Raw genomic sequence first — 20,405 nt, 5'->3', positions numbered from 1 at the left:
GGCCACTATGGCCGGGGACCATGACGCGGCGCCGCCACCTCAGCCGCCGCGGGCGTCACCGTCACCCGCACATCGGCCCCGTGCGCCGCCCGTACCCACACGCGTGCCGCACGACCCGGCGGCACGCTCCGCTCGCTCACCCACGCCCCGCGGCCCGACACGCCGATCCGCCACCCGTACGGGCCAGGTGGCACGGACACCTCGGTGGCGCCGGAGCGGCGGTCGGCCCGGTAAGTGAGGCGGTACGTCGCGCTGTCGGGGTCGTGGGCGTCCTCGCGGACGGCGCCCGCGACCGCGGGGGCGTACGGCGTGGCGGTGCGCTCCTTGTTCGTACGGAAGTGTCCCTCGCGGTCGAGTGCGCAGTAGCCGCCGCCGTAGCACCACACGTATCCCGCCCAGCCGGAGGAGTAGCGGCCGAAGGAGGCGAGTGCGTCGTCGTGGAAGCGGCGCATGTTCGGCAGTCCGCTGTTCAGCGGCCCCCACTCCCCCACGACGACGGGGAGCGCGTACTGGCGTGGGTACGCGGTGACGGCCCGCTCGTACGTCTCGATCCAGCCCGCCGCGGGGTCGTAGTCGGCGCCCGCCTCCATCGCGGCGTTGTAGAAGTGCGGGGCGTAGACGACGCGCGGGTCCTCGATCCGGCCGAGGCCGGTGGGGACGCCCTCGCCGACGATGGGGGTCGGTTCGACGAACAGCCAGTTGGTGCGGTCCCGGGTGCGGATCGCGTCCGCGAGGCGGTTGTACAGGGGGGTGAGGTGGGTGGCCTCGATGCGGCGTGCGGCGGTCGCCAGGTCCTCGCCGTCCCGCAGTTCGGCCATCGGCTCGTTGATCAGGTCGTAGCCGAGGACGGCCGGGTGCCCGCCGAAGCGGTCGGCGAGCAGCCGCCACATGCGGGCCTGCGCGGTGCGCAGGTCCTTGTCCTCGTAGAGGTGTGTGAAGGCGCGTTGGACGGCGGGCTCGAAGTACTCGGCGAACCAGTCGTCGGGGTGCGGGGTGAACGGCAGCCCGTCGGTCCGCGTCGCCCAGCGGGGAATGCCGCGGTGGCCGAAGGCGGGCCCGAACACGTCCTGGTGGGCGTCGAGTACGACGTGGATCCGGTGCTCGTGGGCCCAGTCGAGAATGCGGCGGATCTTGCGCAGGTACGCCGTGCTGTACTGCCCGCGGTCGGGCTCCAGGTCGTCCCAGAAGACGAGCAGCCGCGCGAAGTTGAACCCGTGCGCGCGCAGGTCCTTGAAGTGCCGTTCGGTGATGGCGCTGAGCGCGTCGTCGCCGTGGTGCGTCTTGTCCTCGACGTTCCAGCCGCGCAGGGTGAGCGCCCGGCCGCGCTCGTCGGTGAGCCGGGGTATGCCGTCCACCGCCGCCGGTCCGCGCTCGCGCACCTCGTCGGGTCTCGCCTGGGCGGCGGGGGTGAGCCCGCCGCCCAGGAGGGCGACGGCGATCAGGCCCACAAGAGCGGCCAGAACGGAACGGCGCAGGTGGCGGGCACGGCGCGGGCGCATACACGGACCTCCGGCACTCGACGGGCCCGCGCGGGCGGGCCGCATGTGCAGGCCATCCAACCCCTGTTCCTGACGCACCATCAAGAGTCCTGCGCCACCGGACCGGTCCCGGCGGAGAGCGGCAAGCATGGGTGGATGGCGACGCACGAGGAGTTGCGACGGCAGTACGAGGAGGCGGCCCGCACCGTGCGGCAGTGCCGGCAGCCCGTCCGGGAAGGGCCCGCGTTACCGCAGGTCGAACAGCGGGCGGAGGAGGCGCAGACCGCGCTCGACAGGGTGGGGCGGGAAGCGAGCGAGCACGCGGCCGCGCAGTGGGAGCAGGCGCATCCGATGCCGGCCCTGCCACGCGTGCCGTGGTGGGCCCCCTGGCGACGCAAGCGGACGGGCGACGAGCGACGCCGGCTGCGCGGGGAGTACGAGAGCGCGCCGGCACGGCAGCGCTTCCTGGCCGCGGCCGACGCCGCGGCACGCGAGGCCGTCCGCACGGCGTACCGCGAGCGGGACGGCGCCGACATCGACGCTCTCGCCCGCACGGCGCACAAGGCGCACAGGGCCTTCGACAAACGGCAGTCGGAGCGGGCGCGGGCGTGTGCGGCGGCCGGGCAGGAGACGCGGACGGCTGCGCAGGCGCTCTACGGCGGTCGCGGTGGTGGCGGTGAGGGAAACGGCTGCGGAGGTGGCAATGGGGGCGGCAGTAACGGGGGATGAGATGTCGTCCTAGACTCTCGGGACGGACCTCGGCCTGACACTGCCGGGGCGTGGAATCGGGGCGGCGGGGAACGTGCACGGTCAGCGGGGGAAGCTCTGTTTTCGACTGCTCGGGCCGGTCAGCGGCCGAGTCGGTGACGATCCGCTCAATGTCGGCTCCCCTCAGCAACAGGCGGTGCTCGCCATGCTGCTGCTGCGCGAGGGCCGGGCCGTTTCGATGGACGATCTGGTCGACGGGCTGTGGGGCGAGGAGCCGCCGCGTACGGCGCACCGCACGGTGCTCACCTACGTCTCGCGGCTGCGGACCGCCTTCGAACCGGAGCGGCGCCCCGGGGACGGCGGTGAGGTGCTGCCGTCCGTGCCGGGCGGGTACGCCTTGCGGGCGGCGGACGTCGAGGTCGACTCCCTGCTCTTCGAGCGGGAGGTGGCCGACCGCAGCGGCGACACCCGAGCCGTGTACGACCGGCTTGCCGGGGCGCTCGCGCGGTGGCGGGGCAGTCCGCTCGTCGGCGTGCCGGGGCCCTGGGCGCAGCGCGAGCGCAGCCGTCTGGAGGAGGTGCGCTCCACGGCGCGCGAGGCGCAGTTCGGCTACGCGCTCGACCTGGGGATGCACGCGAAGGCCGTACCGGAGCTGCAGACCATGGTCGGCGAGTTCCCGCTGCGCGAGCGCCTGAGCGAACTGCTCATGCTCGCCCTGTACCGCTGCGGGCGCCAGGCCGAGGCCCTGGCCGTCCACCGTGCCGCGCGCGACGCGCTGCGCGGCGAGCTCGGTGTGGAGCCGTCGGCGGCCCTCACCGAACTGCAGCGCCGCATCCTCGCCGCCGACCCGGGCCTCGCGGCGCCCGCCGAACCGGCGAGGACCGGCGGTGCGGCGGCCCCGGGCGCGCCACGGTCCACGCCCCCGGGCACGCCCAGGACCGCGTCCCCGGCCCGCCCGCTTCCGCAGCAGCTGCCCGCCGACGTCTCCGACTTCACCGGCCGCGCCGAGGCGGTCGGCACGATCCGCACGGCGCTCCTGAGCGGCAGCGCGGGCCCCGGTCACGCCGTCACGGTGTGCACGCTCAGCGGCACCGCGGGCGTGGGCAAGACCACCGTCGCCGTCCATGTCGCGCACGCGCTCGGTGCGGCGTTCCCCGACGGGCGCCTCCACGTGGACCTCGGCGCGGGCAGCTCCCCCGTCGACCCGGCAAGCGTCCTCGCCGACTTCCTGGCGGCCCTCGGCACCCCGTCCGACCAGATCCCACTGGACCTGGAGCGGCGGGCCGCGCTCTACCGCACCCTCCTCGCGGACCGGCGTGCGCTGCTCGTCCTCGACAACGCCCGGGACGCCGAGCAGATCCGCCCGCTGCTTCCCGGCACCGCCGGGTGCGCCGTCCTGGTCACCAGCCGCGCCCGCGACCTGGCCGTGCCCGGTGCGCGGCGCTTCGAACTCGACGTACCGCCCGAGGACGAGTCGCTCGCGCTGCTCACCGCGATCGTCGGCCCCGAGCGCGTCGCCGCCGAGCCGGAGGCCGCGCGCTCCCTGGTGACGGCCTGCGGCCGACTGCCGCTGGCCGTACGGATCGCGGCGTCACGGCTCGCCGGCCGCCCGGGCCGCACCATCGCCTCGCTGGACCAGCGCCTTCGGGACGAGCGCGCACGGCTCGACGAGCTCCGCGTCGGCGACCTGGCCGTCGCTCCGGCCTTCCGGCTCGGCTACGAGGCCCTGGCCGCCGACGCCGCCCGCGCCTTCCGGCTGTTCGCCCTGTCGGACGCGCCGGACTTCCCGCTGCCGGTGGCGGCCGCCCTCCTCGACACGGACGAGCGCACCGCGGAACGCCTCGCCGAGACCCTGGTGGACGCGGGCATGCTCGAGTCCCCCACTCCGGACCGCTACCGCTTCCACGACCTGCTGCGCCTGTACGCCCGCCGGCACGCCGAGGAGACCGAGAGCGCCACGGAGCGCGAGGAGGCCCTCCTGCGCGTCGGGGAACTGCTCCTGGCGACCGTGATGCGGGCCGCGCGGGCCGTCGCGTCCCCCGAGCCGCCGCACGCCTGGCCGCGCCCGGAGCGGTACGCGGGCGTGGGCTTCGCGGGGATCGAGGAGGTCCGGGAGTGGTTCGGTGCCGAGCACGCCCTGCTGACCACCACCGTGGCCCAGTTGCTGCCCTGCGGCTCGCACGCGCTGCGCCAGGCCGTCGAGCTGCTCACCGTCATCGCGATCAGCGGGCACTTCATGGGCCGCGCCCACTACCTGGACATCATCCGGATCACGGGGGTCGCCGTCGATCTGGCCAAGGCCCAGCAGGACCCGGAGTACCAGGCGCGGGCCCTGCACATCCGCGCCTGGCTCGCCTTTCTCGCGGCGCGGCACGACGCGGCGGAGGCCGACCTCCGTGTCGCGCTGGACTGCGCGGCCGAGACGGGCAACCCCATGCGGCACTACATGGTGCGCATCCTGCTGGCCGTGGTGCTCTGGGCGACGGACCGGCCCGAGGAGGCCGAGAGCACGATGCGCACGGCCGCGCGCTACGCGGGCGACGCCGAGGACCCCGAAAGCCCCGCGGCGCGCGGCCGCTTCGTCGCGCGGGTGTACCGGGCCCTCGGCTCGCGGCAGCCCGACCTGGCGGCAGTGACGCCGTTCATGCGGGTGGCGGACGCCACCGGCGAGGCCCTCACCACGGTGGAGGGGCTGCAGCAGCTGGGAGCCGTGATGCAGCGCCCTGAACGCGGCCCGACGGACCGTTGATCAGTCGTTGACCTGGCATTGACTGCCACAGCGCACTGTGAACGCCATGACCAATAGCATCACCCCGCCGTCGGCTGACACGGCGTCGGCCCTGCCCGACCTCACCGGCATCCGCCTGAGCCACCGCGCCATCCTCGTCGACATCGCGCGCCTCGCCGCGCTCCTGTCCGAGGCCGACGCCTCGACGATGCCGCCCGCGCGGGCCGGCGCCATCGCCACGTACGTCCACCGGTACAACGCCGCGGTGCGCCACCACCACCGCAACGAGGACGACCGGCTGTGGCCGGTGATCGCGGACGCGGCGGGCGACGCCGTCGACCTCTCCCCCTACGTCGGGGAGCACGACGCCCTGGACCAGCTCCAGGACGCCGCCGACGAGGCCGCCACGCACTTCGCCGACGACCCGGCCCGCCACGCGCCGCGGCTCGCCGTGCTCCTCGCCGAGCAGCGCGACCTGCTCATCGCGCACATCGACGCCGAGGAGCAGCAGCTCTTCCCCGTCATCCGGCGCCATGTGAGCGGCGCGCGGTACGCCGCGGCCGAGGCCGAGATCCGCGCGTCCACGCCGCCCGAGCTCGCCTCGTGGATGCTGCCCTGGCTGTGGCGGTACGCCACCGCCGACGACCGCCGTCTGCTGCCGCCCGCCACGGTCATCGAGCCGCTGCTCGTGGCGTACGCCGCCCACGAGGCCCAGACCTTCGGCCACGCGCACTGACGGCACGACGGCCACCGCACCAGCACCACAGATCGCACGCTGAACCACCACGGGGAAAGACTTCACCACCATGCGCATCGCCATCGTCGACGGCTTTTCGTCGGGCCGGCATCTGACCAGGGAACTGCACCAGCGGGGAGCCGAGTGCTTCCACATCCGCAGCCGCCCCCGCCTTCCGAGGACCATGACCGCGTCCTTCGAACCCCGCCTCTACGAACAGGACTTCGGCTACATCGACGACTTCGCCCGCCTGGTCCTCACGCTGCGGGCGCTGCGGGTGCGCCAGGTGGTGGCCGGGGCCGAGACCGGTGTGCTGCTCGCCGAGAACCTCGCGCAGGCCCTCGGCCTGCCGGGCAATCCCCCGCTGAGCAGCGCCCTGCGGCGCAGCAAGCCGCTGATGTCGGCGGCGCTGCGGCGGGCCGGGCTCGCCGCCGTCGCCGACACGGTGGTCGAGTCCCCCGGCGAGGCCGTGCGCTGGTGCGCGGGACAGGGACTCACGGACGTCGTCGTGAAGCCCGTGGACAGCTCGGCGTCGGACAACGTCTGGTTCTGTCGCGGGGCCGCCGAGATCGCCGACGCCTGCCACACCGTCCTCACCTCGCCGAACTTCTTCGGCGACGCCAACCGGCGCGCGCTGGTCCAGGAGCGGCTCACGGGACGCGAGTTCTACGTCAACACCCTCTCGGAGCACGGCCACCACACGGTCACCGAGTCGTGGCAGTACACCAAGCGCACGGTCGACGGCCGCTTTCCCGTGTACGACTACGAGGAGCCGAGCGACCCCGCCGCCCCGGACACCGGGGTGCTGCACGCCTATGTGCGTGCGGCGCTCACCGCGCTGGGCGTGCGCCATGGCGCGGCGCACAGCGAGGTCATGGTCACCGCGCGCGGCCCGGTCCTGATCGAGGCCGGGGCCCGCCTCGGCGGCGGTGTCCTGCCTCAGGTCACCGCCCGCCACACCGGCGCCTCGCACGCGGGCCTCCTTGCCGACCTGCTCCTGGGCGCGGGCACGCCGGTCGGCGCCGAGCCGACGCTGCGCTGGCCCGGACGCGTCCGCTATGTGTCGCTGATCAACCAGGCGGCCGGTGTGGTGCGTTCGGCCGACTGGGAGCGCCTGGTGGCGTCCCTGCCCACGGTGGACACCCTGATGCCCCTGGTGCGGCCGGGCGCGCGCCTGCGCCCGACCACGGACCTGGCGACGTCCCCCGGCTTCGTCTATCTGACGGGCCCCGACCAGGCCGCCCTCGAACGCGACTACGCGATCCTGCGCACCTGGGAGGCCGCGGGCCTGTACACCGAACTGCTCTCCCCCACCGCCGTGAGCGCGCTCCGCCCGGCGCCCCTGACCCACGGCCTGGCCAAGGCCTCGTGAGACCTCCCGTGGCGGTACCCGTCGCACCCGCCCACGCCGCGCCCGCGGCACCGGCCGCGTCTCAGCCGTGGGAGGGGTCTCCCGGCGCGTTGAGCAGGCCGGTGCCGAGGGCGGTGAGGGTGTGGAGTGCGGTGTTGCGGTGCCGGACCGTGTGGATCAGTCCGGCCGTGCGGAGGGTGGTGGCGTGTTCGCTGGCGCTGGGGGGTGCGACGCCGACGAACAGGGCGAGTTCCTTGGTGGAGCAGCCGGGGTGCTCGGCGATCGCGTCGAGCACCGCGGCCCGGGTGTGGCCGAGGAGCGCCGCCAGCGCTGACGGGTTCGCGCGGGTCCGGTCCTGCGGTGCGAACAGCGACTGTGTGCCTGGGGGTTGGCCGTGCTGGGCGGGGCAGGTCAGGACCGGCTGGGGTGCGGCGTCGATGTCGAGCGCGGGCCAGGCGAGGCCGAAGAAGGTCGGGACGAGCAGCAGCCCCCGGCCCTCCAGGAACAGGTCTCCGTCGAGGCCCGAGGCCATCGCCACTTCCAGGACGGGGGGATTCCAGCGGATCCGACGGGGGTTCGCGGAGGCGAGCAGTTCTTCCATGCCTCCGGTGAGGGCCTGCCGCGCCCGGATCCCCCGGTCGGCGGTCGCGCTGCTGGTGAGCTGCGGCCAGTGGGGGGACAGCAGCACGGCGTAGAGGTGCTCCAGGCCGTCGTAGAGCTGCCGGAGCAGGTCGCGGTCGTCGGCCAGGCCTCGCGCCCACGCCGGGAGCGGCTGCGCGGTGGCCACGTGCGCCAGGTCCTCGTGGATCTGCGTGCGGGGTGTGGCGCGCACCCGCTCCAGGAGTTCCTGCGGCCTTCCGGCCTCGGCGCGCGTGAGGAACGTGGGCGCCGGGCGGCGGGGCCGTATCAGGTCGAGGACCATCCGGGCCTCGGGACGCAGGCCGGCGAGGGCGCGACGCCGCCAGGCCCCGAAGCGCACCGGATGGTGGTCCTGCTGCAGGATCCGCACGGCCGCGCTCAGTTCCATCAGCGGCAGCGGAGACGGCGCCACCCGCGTGCGCGCCAGATCGTCGACCGTGAAGTGAATGCGGTACACCACGGACTTCCCCCGCCCCCCGTACGACGTGTGCCTCGTCCGGCACCGTTGCGGCCGATCCTCCGGGAATGCCGTTGTCCGGTCCAGGCGGCTTCACGTCGAGCCGCGCCCCGGCCGCGAACCCGTCGGGGAAGCGGGCCCATCCGTCAGGGGAACGTGGGCCGCGGTCCGAGCAGCAGCCCCGCGAGCCGCAGATACGCCTTGTACGCGGTGGGCGTCAGCCAGGACAGTTCGACGGTGCTGCCCATCGCGAGGTGGCCGTCGCGCGGGACGGTGACGATGCCGCGGCAGCGTGAGCGCAGGCCGCGTACGGCGGCGGCGTCGAGGGTCCAGCCCGCGGCGGGGCGGCTGTGGTTGAGGACGACGACCGCCTCCTCCACCAGGTCCGGCCGGTTGAGGGTGACCAGGCGGTCCATGGTCTGCTGGGCCTGGGTGAGGCCCGCGGGGTCGGCGCGCGAGACGATGACGACGCGGTCGGCGTGGTCCAGGACCAGCGGCACCGGCCGGTCGGAGTCGATCAGGGTGAGGCGGAAGTACTGCCCCGTCGCCCGCGCCACCTTGCGGAAGTCCTGGTCGCTGTACTGACCGGCCAGAAACGGGCGGGACATCGAGTCGTTCGCCAGGATCAGCAGGCCCGAGCGGTGCGGGGACAGAAAGAGCTCCAGCTCGTCGAAGCGGCTCACCTCGTGCAGCGACGCGGCCAGGTCGGTCAGGCTCGCGAACGATCTGCGGAACACGCGGCCGCCGATGTGCACATGCCGCCCCGCATGCCGGTCGGCGTCGATCGCGAGCACCCGCTCCTGCCGCTGGTCGGCGAGCACGGCACCCAGCATCATCGTCGTCGTGGTGCAGCCGACGCCGTCCTTGACGCCCACCAGGGCGATCCGCAGCGGGGCCCGCACCGGAGCCCGGATGGTGCGCGTCCAGGCTTCGGTGTCGCTGTCCTCCTCGTCCGCGCCGTCGCCCTCGGTGGCGAGGGGCGTGGCTGCGGACTCCTCGTCCTCGGCGTCCTGCCACTCCTGCCCGCCCGGAAGGCGCGCCCCGAAGGCGTCCACCACCTCTCTCGCCGTGGGCCGCCGCTCCGGTTCGGTCGCGGTGCAGCGCAGCAGCAGGTCCGCGAGGTCCGCGTCGAGTTCCGCGAACCGCCAGTCGTGCCGCAGCCTGTCGCGCTCGTAGCCCTGCCAGGCCCTCCCCGTCGCCGCGTGCAGCAGCACCGCCCCCAGCGCGTACACGTCGCCGGCCGCGATGCGGGACTCGCCCCAGATCCGTGCCTCGGGGGCCCGGTAGGGCGAGGCGGGCGGCATCGCCGAGAACGACGCGGTGCGCGCGCCGTCGATGCGTGCCGACGCCCAACTGATGATGTGCAGGGTCGACTCGGTGACCAACACCACGCCCGGGGTCAGTGAGCCGTGCACGATGCCGCGCCGATGGCAGCGGCTCACCGCCCGCGCCAGGTTCCAGCCCAGCCAGAGGAACAGGGGTGTGCCGGCCAGCGGTCCGGCCGCGTTGAGGACGGCACGCAGCGTCGGCGCGGGCCGCCCGTCGCTGAGCGTCTCCAGGTGCAGGGCGAGCCACGGCGCGGGGGTGCCTTCCAGGTCGCTGGCCACGACACCCGGGGCGTACACGCCGTCCATGCGCCGCAGCGCGCGGCGTTCGATGTCGAGCAGCTCCCTGACCACGGGATCGGCGATCGAGTACGACACCCGCAGCAGCACCTGCCGCCCGTCCTCGTCCTCCCCGATGTACGCGGTGGGTGTGCCGCCGCTGCCGTCACGGTACTGGAGCGTGTAGGGGCCGAGGGCGTGCAGGTCCTGGAGCCGCAGGGGCAGCCAGGAGGGTGCGGTCTCCAGGCCGGTCGGCAGCTGGACCGGCTCCCCTCCGGGGGCGCGCACGGGGACGGGCGCGGCCATGGGGCGGGCGCCGAGGTGGGTCAGGAGGCGGTCCTCGAGCCAGGCGAACGGGCGGGTACCGGGGAGCAGTTCGCTGGTTCCCGAGGGGTGCGCGAGCCAGGCGGGGAAGTCCGGTGAGCGGCCCACGAGCGCGCGCAGGCGTTCGGTGACCGCCCTGGTCGTGCGCAGCAGGTCGATGGGCGACGCGGTGTCGAGCAGGATGTCCTGGGCGTCCCGGGAGAACCCGAACCGCCGGTGCTGCGCGGGCAGTCGGGCCTCGGCCGGCTCGACCTGGTGCATGAGCCCGCCCAGGAACACCTCGGCCAGGTGGGCGGTGTCCGCCCGCCACGGCACCGCTTCCTGGACGAGCCGCATGACGGGGACGGTGAGCGGCGAGACCGCGGCCAGGTGCGCGGCGAGCCGGTAGGCCTGCGGGGACGCGGCGTCCCGGAACCGCAGGACGGCGGTGGCGGCGTCCGTGCCGCGGGTGTCGGCGCGGCGCTGCGGTGCGGGGGTGTGCGCGGGGATGAGGAGCGGCAGTTCGGTGCTGGCGCCGGGCGAGGACACGAGCCGGGCCCAGGCGGCGACGGCCGGTGGGTAGGGTTCGAGCACCGGTACGGGGACGTCCGCGAAGTCGTCGCCGAGGCCGGGCGGCAGCAGGGGATCGGCCACGTCCCAGGTGTCGTTGGCGGCGCCGCGGCGCCGGGTGGTCACCAGCCAGGGCTCGCAGCGGATGCCCGAGCCGTCCCACAGATGGGCGGGCAGGGCCTGCAGGATCGCGGTCGGACCCTGGCGGGCCCAGCGCTCCAGGGCGTTGCGCATCCGCCCGTCCCGCCAGCACGGGCCCACGCCGTCGCTGATCACCAGGACCAGCGTGCCGCCGGAGGGGTCGACGGCCGATGCGGGCGACAGCAGCGCGGAGTGCGGGTCGAAGGGGCGGGCGCGCAGCAGGGGCGCCCGCCGCGACCGGGTGTCCAGGCCCTGTACGCGAATGCCGCGGAAGGCGCCGAGCCGTTCGAGGAGGGCCCGCAGCTCGGTGGCCAGGCGCCGCCACAGCAGCATCGAGATGCCGTCGTCGATGAGCAGCACCAGGTCGAGCCAGCGCTGGCGCGCGGGCCGGGTCACCACGTCGGGCAGTCCCGTCTCGGCCATCGCGGCGGCGGTGGCCGCTTCGTCGAACTCGCGCTTGTGCGGGTGGGGCTGGGGCTGCTTCAGGAGCCGCAGCGAGCGTCCGAAGCGCAGCTCCTCGTCGCCCAGGGCCTTCTCCTCGGGGACGCGCACGGGCAGCGCGCCGTCGTCCGCCGCGAACCGGTCCTCGTCGTCCGTGCCGAGCTGGGCGAATTCGGGGGCGCTGCGGGCCGCGGCGGCCGCGTGCAGGGCGCCGAGCAGCTGCGCCGGGGGCGGTGGCGGCGCCGGGGTGTCGGGGGTCGGGGTGTCGTCGGTGGGCGCGGCGGTGTCGGCCGGGCCGCCGGGGGTGGGGTGGTCGACCGGTCCTGGCGGGGCGGGGCGCACGGTCGCGGAGAGCGCGTGGGCGAGGGGCGTGCCGCCGTCCGCGGGCAGGCGGGCCGCGAGCCAGAGGGCGTCGAGGAGTTCGTGGATGGACAGGTCGTGGCCGGTGATGCGGCCGAGGAGACCGAGGGCGGCGGGTGGCGTCCCGCCACCGGGTCCGGGCCGGCCGCCGTCGGACGGCCCGGGTCCCGTGCCGCCGGGCGGCGGATGAGGCGGCGGATCGGGCGGCAGGTCGGGCGGCATCTAGAGGGCTCCGCCCAGGCGGTGCAGTACGGCGTCCAGGAGCCCCTCGGCGTTCAGGTCGACGCCGCCCTTGCGCAGGAACACGGCGTTGAGCAGCTGGTCCGTGGCGAGTTCGCCCGGGGCGCGGCGGTTGAGGAAGGCGTGCAGCAGGTCGTCCACGCCGGCGAGGGCGTCGTCGCCGAGGTGCGCGGCGACGATCTCCCGCAGCCGGGCCTCGTCCGGATCGGGCAGGGCCAGGCGTACGCAGCGGCGCATGAACGCGGGCGGGAAGTCACGTTCGCCGTTGCTGGTGATCACGACGACGGGGAACTCCCGGCAGCGTACGCGGCCCCGGGTGACCGTCACCCACTCGCTGTCCGTGCCGTGGGTGAGCACCGGCACCTCGGACTGGTCCTCGGGCAGCCGGGACAGCTCGGGGATCTCGAACTCGCCCTCCTCGAACACGGTGAGGAGGTCGTTGGGCAGGTCCACGTCCCCCTTGTCGAGCTCGTCGACGAGCAGGACGCGCGGCCGGTCGCGGGGCACCAGGGAGGTGCCCAGCGGGCCCAGCCTGACGAAGGTGCCGATGCCCGGCTCCCGGTCGCCGCGCTCCTGGCGCAGATGGGTCTCGCGGAGCCTGCCGATGGCGTCGTATCCGTACAGGGCGTCCTTGAGGGCCGAGCGGCTGTTGACGGCCCACTGCAGCACCGGGCCCAGGGCGAGCTCGTGCGCGATGGCGTGCGCGAGCGAGGACTTGCCGGTGCCGGGGTGGCCGGTGACGAGGAGCGGGCGCCGCAGGTGCAGGGCCGCGCTGACCACGTCGGCCTCGGCGCGGCCGATGAGGTAGGGGCGCGGCCGGGTGCGGCTGCCCCCTCCGTTGGGGAACCGTCGCCAGGGCGGGGCCTCGGGCAGCCGCACCTGGCGGACCACGCGGTCGCCGCGGAACAGCCGCCACTCGTCGCTCTCCGTCATATCACCCGCTCCGTCCGGCTCATGCCGCGTCCTCCGCGCTCGGGCGCATGGCGGCCCGCTCCGTGCGTCGGCTCATATGGCCTGCTCCGTTCCTTGGGAGGGGTCGGCCCCTTGCGTGGGGTCGGCGAGTCCTTGTGCGGGGTCGGCGAGCTGCAGTTCGTCCGGCAGGGGCACCTCGGTGTCCTCCCAGACCAGGGCGGGCCGCGCGCCGGTCCCCGCGTCGGCGTAGGCCCGCACTCTGAAGTGCCGTACGCGCTCGGGCAGCCCGTCGACCGGCCCTTCGGGCCCGACCGCTTCGATTCCGGGCGCGGGCGCGCGCGAACCGCGGTCCCACAGGACGATGGGGACGCCCATCACCAGGCACACCGGCAGCAGTTCGCCGCGTTGCGCGGCCGTGCCCTGGACGAGGACGCGGGCCGTGTCCCGGTGGGTGGTCTTCAGGAGTCCGATCAGTGCCGCGCGGCCACCGGCGGTCTGGTCGGTGCGCAGGGCCTCGCCGTGGTGGCGGGCGCTCCAGCGGCGTTTGAGGTCGGCGGCGCCGGTGCGCGAGCGGCGGCGCAGCTTCGGGCAGCGCAGGATGAGGTGGAAGTCCTCGCCGAGCGGGGCGGAGATGTACTCGTCGACGTCGGCGCCGTCCCATTCGTCCACCGGCAGTTCCAACGCGTCCGGCGGTACGGACACGGCGACCAGGGCGACCCCGTGCTCGGCGCCCTCCGTGCCGCCGGCGGTCTCCCGGATCAGGCGGGCGACCTCCCGTCCGGTGCGGGGCCGGTCGGTGCCGGTGACGGCGCGGGCGGCGCTGCCGTCGGCCCGCAGCCGCCACACCGCGCAGCGGTAGTGGTCCACCGGGTCCTTCGCGTGCCGGTCGAGCTCCACGAGGATGCGGGCACCGGCCGGGGCGGTGCGCTGCGACCAGCGTTCGGCGTCCGCCCGCCGCTCCCGCAGCGCGGATTCGTGGATGCCGAGCCGTGCGGCGACCCGGCCGCTCCACTCCTGCAGCGCGCGGCAGGCCAGGCCGCCGGTCTCGGCCGCCACGTACTCGACGACGCGCAGCAGGGCGGGCAGCCGGGGCGTCTCGTCGGGCACCGGGGATCCGTCGCCGGGCCAGGTCTCCAGCTCGCGCAGGACCCCCGGCACGGCGGACGGCGCGAGGCGGGCCGCCTGGAGGGACTGCGGCAGCTCCAGATAGGGCAGGGCCTCGGAGGCCGCGCGGTGCAGCAGGCCCGGGTCGTGCCGGCTCAGGTGCTCGAACTTGGCGAGCAGCAGCCGGTGTTCGGCGACGGAGAGGAGGCGGGCGGCGTCCGCGAGGCGACCGAGGGCAAGGAGCCGGTCGAGCTCACCGCGCCCGCGCGGGTCGTCGGCCACCATGGGGGCGAGGGATTCGGCGAGCGTCGGCAGCGCCCGTTCGGTGCGGGTGAGCAGGTGGGCCAGTTCCTCTACGAGGGGTGCGGTGCCGTCGGCGGGGGCGCGCAGGCCGAGTTCGGCGGCGAGGGCGCCGGCGTGGGCGGCGCGGGCCGAAGGGTCGCCGAGCAGGATGTGCAGGGGGCCGATCATCATGTCCCGCACCGTCTCGTCCGCGTCGGAGGAGGGCGCCGACGCGTGCAGGACCTGGTTCAGCTGGGCCTCGGGCAGGGCCCCGGCACGGCGCAGCTCAGCGAGCACGTACTGCCAGCCCGCGCCCCAGCTGCGCCGCACCGTGTGCTGTGCGGAGAGCGCGGTGTCCGGCGCGGTGATCCGCCCCATGACCAGGCCCACGGCGGCACCGGCGGCCAGGCACCACAGGGGTCCGCCGCTGTAGCCCTCGTCGACGGCCGCGCCCGACAGCTGCCCGTCGAGGTAGCCGACGCCGTCGTCGTACGCGGCCACGCGCGCGTCGGCGTACGTGAACGCCTGCCCGCCGCCGTACCAGGCCCTGACCTCCTGTCCGCGCGCCATCTCCAGCCACCGGACCGGGCCCGCGGGCGCGGGCGGCTCCTCCCCCAGCTCCAGGACGGCCAGGTCACCGGCCCACTCCAGGGCGCCGTCGGGGACCGGGCCGTGGGCGGGCGAGCGGGGCGGGATCCAGGTCACGAGGCGGGCGGGGCGGGTGTCGGTGGCGGACAGGACCGGGAACGACACGTCGAGGGTGATCCGGCCCGGGTCCCGGGCGCTGAGCATCCGCTGGCCGAGCGCCGCGTTGACGACGTGCGCGCACGTCAGGAGCCGTCGGCCGCAGAGGTAGACGCCGGCGCCCGCGGTGCGGGCCCGGTCCGCGGACAGGACCCGCACGAGTGCCCCGCGGGCGTCCGCGCGCCGGTCGTCGCCCGGCGCCTGGAACCAGCTCACGTCTCGGTCCGCGGGGGCAGCTGCCAGGTCGCCGAGACCGTCATGCTCGCCTGGCCGCCCGCCCCGACGATGCCGAGTCTCAGGTCCTGGCCGATCTGCACGCCGAAGCCGACGGTGATCTCGCCGGGCGGGTCGGGGATGGTGCGCACCGCGTCGTGCACCTGCTGCAGGACCGGGCCCAGCGGGCTGAGCACGGTGCGCAGCGCGTCCGTGGCGGCCGCGGCGACGCGGGCGCCCCCGCCGACCGGGGTCATGCCGGAGATCCCGCCCGGCAGGTCGGCGGGCGTGCCGGGCGGCGGAGCCCCGGGGGCTGCCCCCGCTCCGGCCAGTTCGAGCCGGACCTGCGCTCCGTCGTCGAGCGTGAACTCCACGTATTCGTAGTGCGGCACAGCATGCATTGTGCAGATCAACACACGTCTGAGATAGGGGAGTTGACGAATCCGGGGGCGGCGCGGTCCCCGGGGTGGCACGTGTCCCCCGGTCCGGCCCCCCGCATGAGAGCCGTGTCGCACGTGGTGCCGTACAACCATTGCGGGGCACGGGAGGTCAAGGGACATGAACCGGCAGTGAATTCCTGCTGTCACACAGCTGGACGTTCACGAGCCGACCTCCGAGCGAAGGAACTATGGGAAGCCATATGTCGCGAGCACGACGCCGAGCCCGACTGACCACCCCCCTGATCGCCATGTCCCTGGTGACGGGCGGGCTCACGATCTGGACCTTCGGGCAGGGCCAGGCCGAGGCCGCCACTCCCACCACCAGCAAGGCCGAGAGCAAGGCCGCCGCCGCGAAGGCGACGGACGACTTCAACGGCGACGGCTACGCCGACCTGGTCGTCGGCGCCCCCGGCGCCACCGTCTCCGGGAAGAAGAAGGCCGGGTACGTCGCGGTGACGTACGGCTCCAAGAACGGCCTCGACCCCGCCAACAAGAAGATCATCAGCCGCTCCACCAGCGGTGTGCCCGGCGCGGCCACCACGAAGCAGGAGTTCGGCCGCTGGTTCACCAAGGGCGACCTGGACAAGGACGGCTACACCGACCTCGTCATCGGCTCCGGCGGTGTGGTCGAGCCCGGCGGCTCGGTGATCCTGTGGGGCTCCAAGGATGGCCTCTCCGGCGGCACCAAGATCCCCACCTTCGGCTTCGCGCCGCAGGCCGGTGACTTCGACGGCGACGGCACCACCGACCTGGCCCTGTTCGCCAAGGTGGGCTCCTACGGCGACGACCCGACCGACCAGCAGGCGCGCCTGTGGAAGGGCCCGATCTCCCGCACCGGCAAGCCGACCGCCACCCTCGACTTCATGGAGAAGTCGCAGTGGTGGAGCTACGACAGCGACGAGCGCCCGAACCTCCACTGCTCGCCGCTGCCGGACCGCGGCGACAGCTGTATCGACGGCCCGCGCTCCGTGGAGGGCCCGGTCGTGCCGGAGGCCGTCGGCGACATCAACGGCGACGGCCGTGCCGACATCGCCATGAACGACTACTACGGCGACGGCGAGTGGGGCAACAGCGTGCTCTACGGCTCGCCCGCCGGCTTCAAGCGCGGTGACGCCCCGGGCTCCAGCGGCGCCCTGGCCGTCGGTGACGTCAACGGCGACCACTACGACGACTTCGTCGTGGGCGGCAGCGACTACGAGTCCAAGGTCATGGTCGCCTACGGCTCGAAGAACGGCCTGAAGACGGGCGACGGCGAGATCCAGAAGTTCAACCAGGACCTGCCCGGCGTGCCCGGCGTCGAGGAGGACGGCGACGCGTTCGGCGCCTCGGTGGCCGTGGGTGACGTGGACCGCGACGGCTTCGCGGACATCGCGGTCGGCGCGCCCGGCGAGAGTGTCGGCAACGTCGCCCGGGCGGGTGCCGTCACCCTCGTCCGCGGCAGCGCGTCCGGCGTGACCGGCACCGGCTCCCAGGCCTTCCAGCAGGACACGCCCGGCATCCCCGGCGTCGGCGAGAAGGACGACCGGTTCGGCGCGGCCGCGGCGCTGCTCGACGTCACCGGCGACGGCCGCCGTGACCTGGCCGTCTCCTCGGTGAACGAGAACGCCGACGCGGGCGCGCTGTGGTCCCTGCGCGCCACGTCCACGGGCCTGACGACCAAGAAGGCCGTCGCCTTCGGTCCGAAGGACCTGGGGGCGCCGTACGTGGCGGCGATGTTCGGCAGCACGCTGCGCTAGGCGCGCGGCCGGGGCGGGGACGGGTGTGCGTACGGGGCGGGTACCCCGTATCACCTGGCCTCGCCCCTTGCGCTGTGGCCCTGCCCCCCACGGCGGCGGCCGCTACGAAGACTTGTCGGGCTCCTGACAATCCATGACCGTGCTGGCAGGCTCATCTCGGCGCACTCCCCACACGTCAAGGAGCCCAGATGGCCAGATCGTCGTTACGCCAACGCCGCGCCAAGGCAAGCGTCTTCCTCGCCTCGGCCACGGTTCTCACCACCGTCCTCGCCACGCTCCTGCAGGCCGGTCCCGCCGACGCCCGCCCCGCCGCACAGTCCGCCGTGGCCGGTGTCGGCTGCGGCACGAACGTGGGACGCGTGCCGCTGGACACCACGTACAACGCCGTCACCAAGCGCTACGAGCTCAACGACCCCCAGCGCGGCAACCACAAGACGTACGACATGCACAACGGCACCTCGGGGACCGGCACCCTGGTCACCGACGACGACAACGTCTGGTGCGAGGGCGGCCGCCAGTCCGACGCCGTGGCCGCCCACTACATCCACGCGGTGGTCTGGGACCACCTCCTCGCCGCCTTCGGCCGCAAAGGCGTCCGCGGCGACGGCAGGGGCGGGTGCAGCCGCGTCCACTACGGCAACAACTACCTCAACGCCTTCTGGGACTCCGCGACGTCCTGCGTGACCTACGGCGACGGCACCACGGTCCCCAACCGGTCGCTCGTCCGCATCGAGACCGGCGCGCACGAGATGACCCATGGCGTCACCGCGGCCACCGCGAATCTGGGCTTCACCGGGGAGCCGGGGGCGCTCAACGAGGCGACGAGCGACATCATCGCCGCCGCGGTGGAGTTCTCCGCCGCCAACGCGGCGGACCCGGGCGACTATCTCATCGGCGAGCACCGGGACGTCAACGGCGAGTCAGCCCTGCGCTACATGGACCGCCCCTCCAGGGACGGCCAGTCCAAGGACTACTGGTACGCCGGCATCGGCCAGCTGCACCCCGTGTACGCCGCGGGCCCCGCCAACCACTTCTTCTACCTCCTCGCCGAGGGCAGCGGCCCGAAGGTGATCAACGGCGTCTCCTACGACAGCCCCACGTACGACGGCCGCCCGGTCACCGGCATCGGCCGGGCCGCGGCGGAGAAGATCTGGTACCGGGCCCTGACCGTCTACCTGACCTCGTCGGCCACCTACCGAAGCGCCCGCACGGCGACCCTCGCGGCGGCGGCCGACCTCTACGGCACGAACAGCCCCGAACACCGCGCCGTGGCGAGCGCGTGGACCGCGGTCAACGTCACCTAGGACGCGCGGCACGGCCCACCGGCCCGCTCTCCGGGTTACGCGTCGAACCGGGCGAGATAGGCGTCGGCACCGGCCGGGTCCATCAGCCACTCGCGGTACGTCGACGGATCGGCGTAGCCGTTGGCGAACCGATGCGCGACCTCGGGGTAGTCGAAGGCGCTCGTGATGGCGCGCTGCAGCTGCTCGGGCGCCGGCTCACGGACCATGAAGTCACTGAAGGCGTGCGCGTGCCGGGCGCTCTTCCAGTACGTGTCGAACGTCTCCCGCATCCACCCCTCGTCGAACGGCAGCTCGCCGCGCTTCAGGATGGCGGTCAGGTAACTGGCCGCCGCCCGCGCGGCGTTGTTCGCGCCCTGGCCGGTGATCGGGTCGTGGACGGCGACGGCGTCCGCCATGCCGAGGACGAGGCGGTCGCCGTCCACGCGCGCCACGGGGTGACGGACGGTCGGGGTGATCGCGCCGTACAGGGCGGCGCCCGGGTCGGTGGGCTCGGCGCGGCGGAACCGTTCGTACTCCCACGGCGCGTACGTCCGCAGCAGTTCGAGGCCGTGCCTGAGCCCCTCGACGGCGCTGGGGCGGTCGGCCCAGCAGTCGTACGCCCCGCCCCGTCTCCCCTCGAACAGCAGGATGTCGCAGGGTCCGCCGACCGTGAGCGCCCGCAGCATGATCACGTCGCCGGTGGGCGGTACGCCGGTGTTCCGGACGTACCCGGCGGCCGGGTCGGAATCGTCGTGGGCGACTCCGTTGACGTAGAAGCAGGCGAGGGCGCGCGGCGGCCGGTCGTGGGCGGGCCAGGAGTCGTCGCGGCCGAACAGCGCGGAGAGCTCGCCGCGTCCGGTGGCGAGCACGGTGAGTTCGTGTGCGGCGGCGAGCGCGGCCACGTCGGCGGGGCCGACGGACCGGTACTCGGTGCGCCCGCCCCGCTCCTCGAACAGCTCCAGCCAGGACGACAGCTTCACCCGCTGGTCCACGGAGCGCACCTCGTCGTCGAACCGTGCGGAGAACCGTCGCACCGGCGCCTCCGGTCGGCCCTCCGGCTCCCAGTGGCTGAGCTCGAACCCCGGCATGACGGGGGCGGTGTCGTCCCAGAGCGCGAGTCCTGCTGCCCGCTCGATACGCAGGGCCGGGCCGAACATCAACTGTGTCGACGTGACCCGACCGGACCGTACCTCCTCCGGCCTCCGCTCGGCGACCAGCGTCACCTCGTAACCGGCCCCCACCAGCCCCAACCCCAGCTGCAACCCCGCCTGCCCCGCCCCCACGACCGCGATCCTGCGCACCCCGCACTCCTTCCCACTGTGACCACGTTCATGATGCGCGAGCCGGACCGACGAGCGCTGCCAGTCGGTCCACCACCTCGGTGAGCGGCCTTCGGGTGTCGATCTCCATCGTGGCCGACGAGCGGAGCAGCGGTTCGATCTCGGCGGTGTCGGCCACGATCCGGGCGTGCTCTTCCGGGGACTTGCCGAAGGGGTTGTTGTCACGGGTCGCGATGCGTTCGAGCATGACCTCGACGGGCGCGCTGAACAGGACGACCTCTTCGAAACGGGGGTAGAACTCCTCCTGGTTCAGGACGGTGCCCGCGATGAACAACGGCTCCCCGGAACGTTCGTGCTCCGCGATCAACGCGTCGATCCGGTCCTCGCGCCACTGCGGCTCCACGCCGGTGCCGTCGGGGTGCGGAGCCTGCTCGTCGATCCACCCGCCGACGTCGGTGTCCACGACCCGGTATCCCCGCTGCTCCAGCAGGTTCAGCGCCGTTGACTTCCCCGTGCCCGACATGCCCGTCACCAAGATCACCGCCATGCGGCCAGGGTAGCGAGAGCGTGCGTGAAAAAAAGACAGAGGCAAGGAGGATTCCCGCTCCTTGCCACTCTCAATTTATAGCTCACAGGGGGGCTTGCAGCAAGCCCC

General features: G+C 74.1%; 14 protein-coding genes. 6 read left to right on the top strand and 8 right to left on the bottom strand.

What is annotated here, in order from left to right; all coding sequences use genetic code 11:
• Positions 1 to 5: 5 nt before the first annotated feature.
• Complete coding sequence (locus tag ACFWZ5_RS03515; protein WP_384786341.1) at positions 6 to 1,499, bottom strand: glycoside hydrolase family 5 protein; 1,494 nt, start codon at positions 1,497 to 1,499, stop codon at positions 6 to 8.
• Between the two features lie 135 nt (positions 1,500 to 1,634).
• Between ACFWZ5_RS03515 and ACFWZ5_RS03510 the strand changes: the two genes are divergently transcribed.
• From ACFWZ5_RS03510 to ACFWZ5_RS03495, 4 genes are all read left to right on the top strand, one after another.
• Positions 1,635 to 2,207, top strand: a complete 573-nt coding sequence (locus ACFWZ5_RS03510; protein ID WP_384786338.1) for a hypothetical protein — start codon at positions 1,635 to 1,637, stop codon at positions 2,205 to 2,207.
• Between the two features lie 73 nt (positions 2,208 to 2,280).
• Positions 2,281 to 4,935, top strand: coding sequence for a BTAD domain-containing putative transcriptional regulator (locus ACFWZ5_RS03505; RefSeq protein ID WP_384786335.1), 2,655 nt, complete (start codon positions 2,281 to 2,283; stop codon positions 4,933 to 4,935).
• Between the two features lie 46 nt (positions 4,936 to 4,981).
• Positions 4,982 to 5,650, top strand: a complete 669-nt coding sequence (locus ACFWZ5_RS03500; protein ID WP_384786332.1) for a hemerythrin domain-containing protein — start codon at positions 4,982 to 4,984, stop codon at positions 5,648 to 5,650.
• 70 nt (positions 5,651 to 5,720) lie between these two features.
• Positions 5,721 to 7,022: an ATP-grasp domain-containing protein gene (locus ACFWZ5_RS03495; RefSeq protein WP_384786329.1), complete on the top strand. Its 1,302-nt coding sequence runs from the start codon at positions 5,721 to 5,723 to the stop codon at positions 7,020 to 7,022.
• A gap of 61 nt (positions 7,023 to 7,083) precedes the next feature.
• Here the strand turns inward: ACFWZ5_RS03495 and ACFWZ5_RS03490 are convergent, their stop codons facing one another.
• From ACFWZ5_RS03490 to ACFWZ5_RS03470, 5 genes are all read right to left on the bottom strand, one after another.
• The gene (locus ACFWZ5_RS03490; RefSeq protein WP_384786326.1) at positions 7,084 to 8,100 is read right to left on the bottom strand and encodes a winged helix-turn-helix domain-containing protein; all 1,017 of its coding nucleotides are present in this window, start codon (positions 8,098 to 8,100) and stop codon (positions 7,084 to 7,086) included.
• 143 nt (positions 8,101 to 8,243) lie between these two features.
• Positions 8,244 to 11,738 (bottom strand): SAV_2336 N-terminal domain-related protein, encoded by a 3,495-nt coding sequence (locus ACFWZ5_RS03485; protein WP_384786323.1) that lies wholly within the window; start codon positions 11,736 to 11,738, stop codon positions 8,244 to 8,246.
• Positions 11,739 to 12,689 carry an AAA family ATPase gene (locus tag ACFWZ5_RS03480; protein WP_384786321.1) on the bottom strand — a complete coding sequence of 317 codons (951 nt, stop codon included), beginning with the start codon at positions 12,687 to 12,689 and terminating at the stop codon, positions 11,739 to 11,741.
• A 72-nt stretch (positions 12,690 to 12,761) separates the two neighbouring features.
• A complete protein-coding gene (locus ACFWZ5_RS03475) occupies positions 12,762 to 15,014 on the bottom strand; it encodes a trypsin-like peptidase domain-containing protein (RefSeq protein WP_384786318.1) in 2,253 nt (750 codons plus the stop codon).
• Positions 15,011 to 15,403, bottom strand: coding sequence for a CU044_2847 family protein (locus ACFWZ5_RS03470; protein ID WP_384786315.1), 393 nt, complete (start codon positions 15,401 to 15,403; stop codon positions 15,011 to 15,013). Before ACFWZ5_RS03470 ends, ACFWZ5_RS03475 begins: the two co-directional genes overlap by 4 nt.
• A 248-nt stretch (positions 15,404 to 15,651) precedes the next feature.
• Here ACFWZ5_RS03470 and ACFWZ5_RS03465 point away from each other — a divergent pair, with 248 nt between their 5' ends.
• Positions 15,652 to 17,187, top strand: a complete 1,536-nt coding sequence (locus ACFWZ5_RS03465; protein ID WP_384786312.1) for an FG-GAP-like repeat-containing protein — start codon at positions 15,652 to 15,654, stop codon at positions 17,185 to 17,187.
• A gap of 188 nt (positions 17,188 to 17,375) precedes the next feature.
• Complete coding sequence (locus tag ACFWZ5_RS03460; protein WP_384786309.1) at positions 17,376 to 18,491, top strand: M4 family metallopeptidase; 1,116 nt, start codon at positions 17,376 to 17,378, stop codon at positions 18,489 to 18,491.
• A 35-nt stretch (positions 18,492 to 18,526) separates the two neighbouring features.
• On the opposite strand, the gene ACFWZ5_RS03455 is transcribed toward ACFWZ5_RS03460, so the two are convergent.
• On the bottom strand, positions 18,527 to 19,771 hold the full coding sequence (locus tag ACFWZ5_RS03455) for a styrene monooxygenase/indole monooxygenase family protein (protein WP_384786306.1): 1,245 nt from the start codon (positions 19,769 to 19,771) through the stop codon (positions 18,527 to 18,529).
• 28 nt (positions 19,772 to 19,799) lie between these two features.
• The gene (locus ACFWZ5_RS03450) at positions 19,800 to 20,297 is read right to left on the bottom strand and encodes an AAA family ATPase (RefSeq protein ID WP_384786303.1); all 498 of its coding nucleotides are present in this window, start codon (positions 20,295 to 20,297) and stop codon (positions 19,800 to 19,802) included.
• Positions 20,298 to 20,405: the final 108 nt, after the last annotated feature.

Source organism: Streptomyces sp. NPDC059003 (genome assembly GCF_042740445.1).
Taxonomy (GTDB): Bacteria; Actinomycetota; Actinomycetes; order Streptomycetales; family Streptomycetaceae; genus Streptomyces.
Note: the sequence above shows the minus strand (reverse complement) of the source record. Positions and strands in the feature narration are given on the sequence as shown.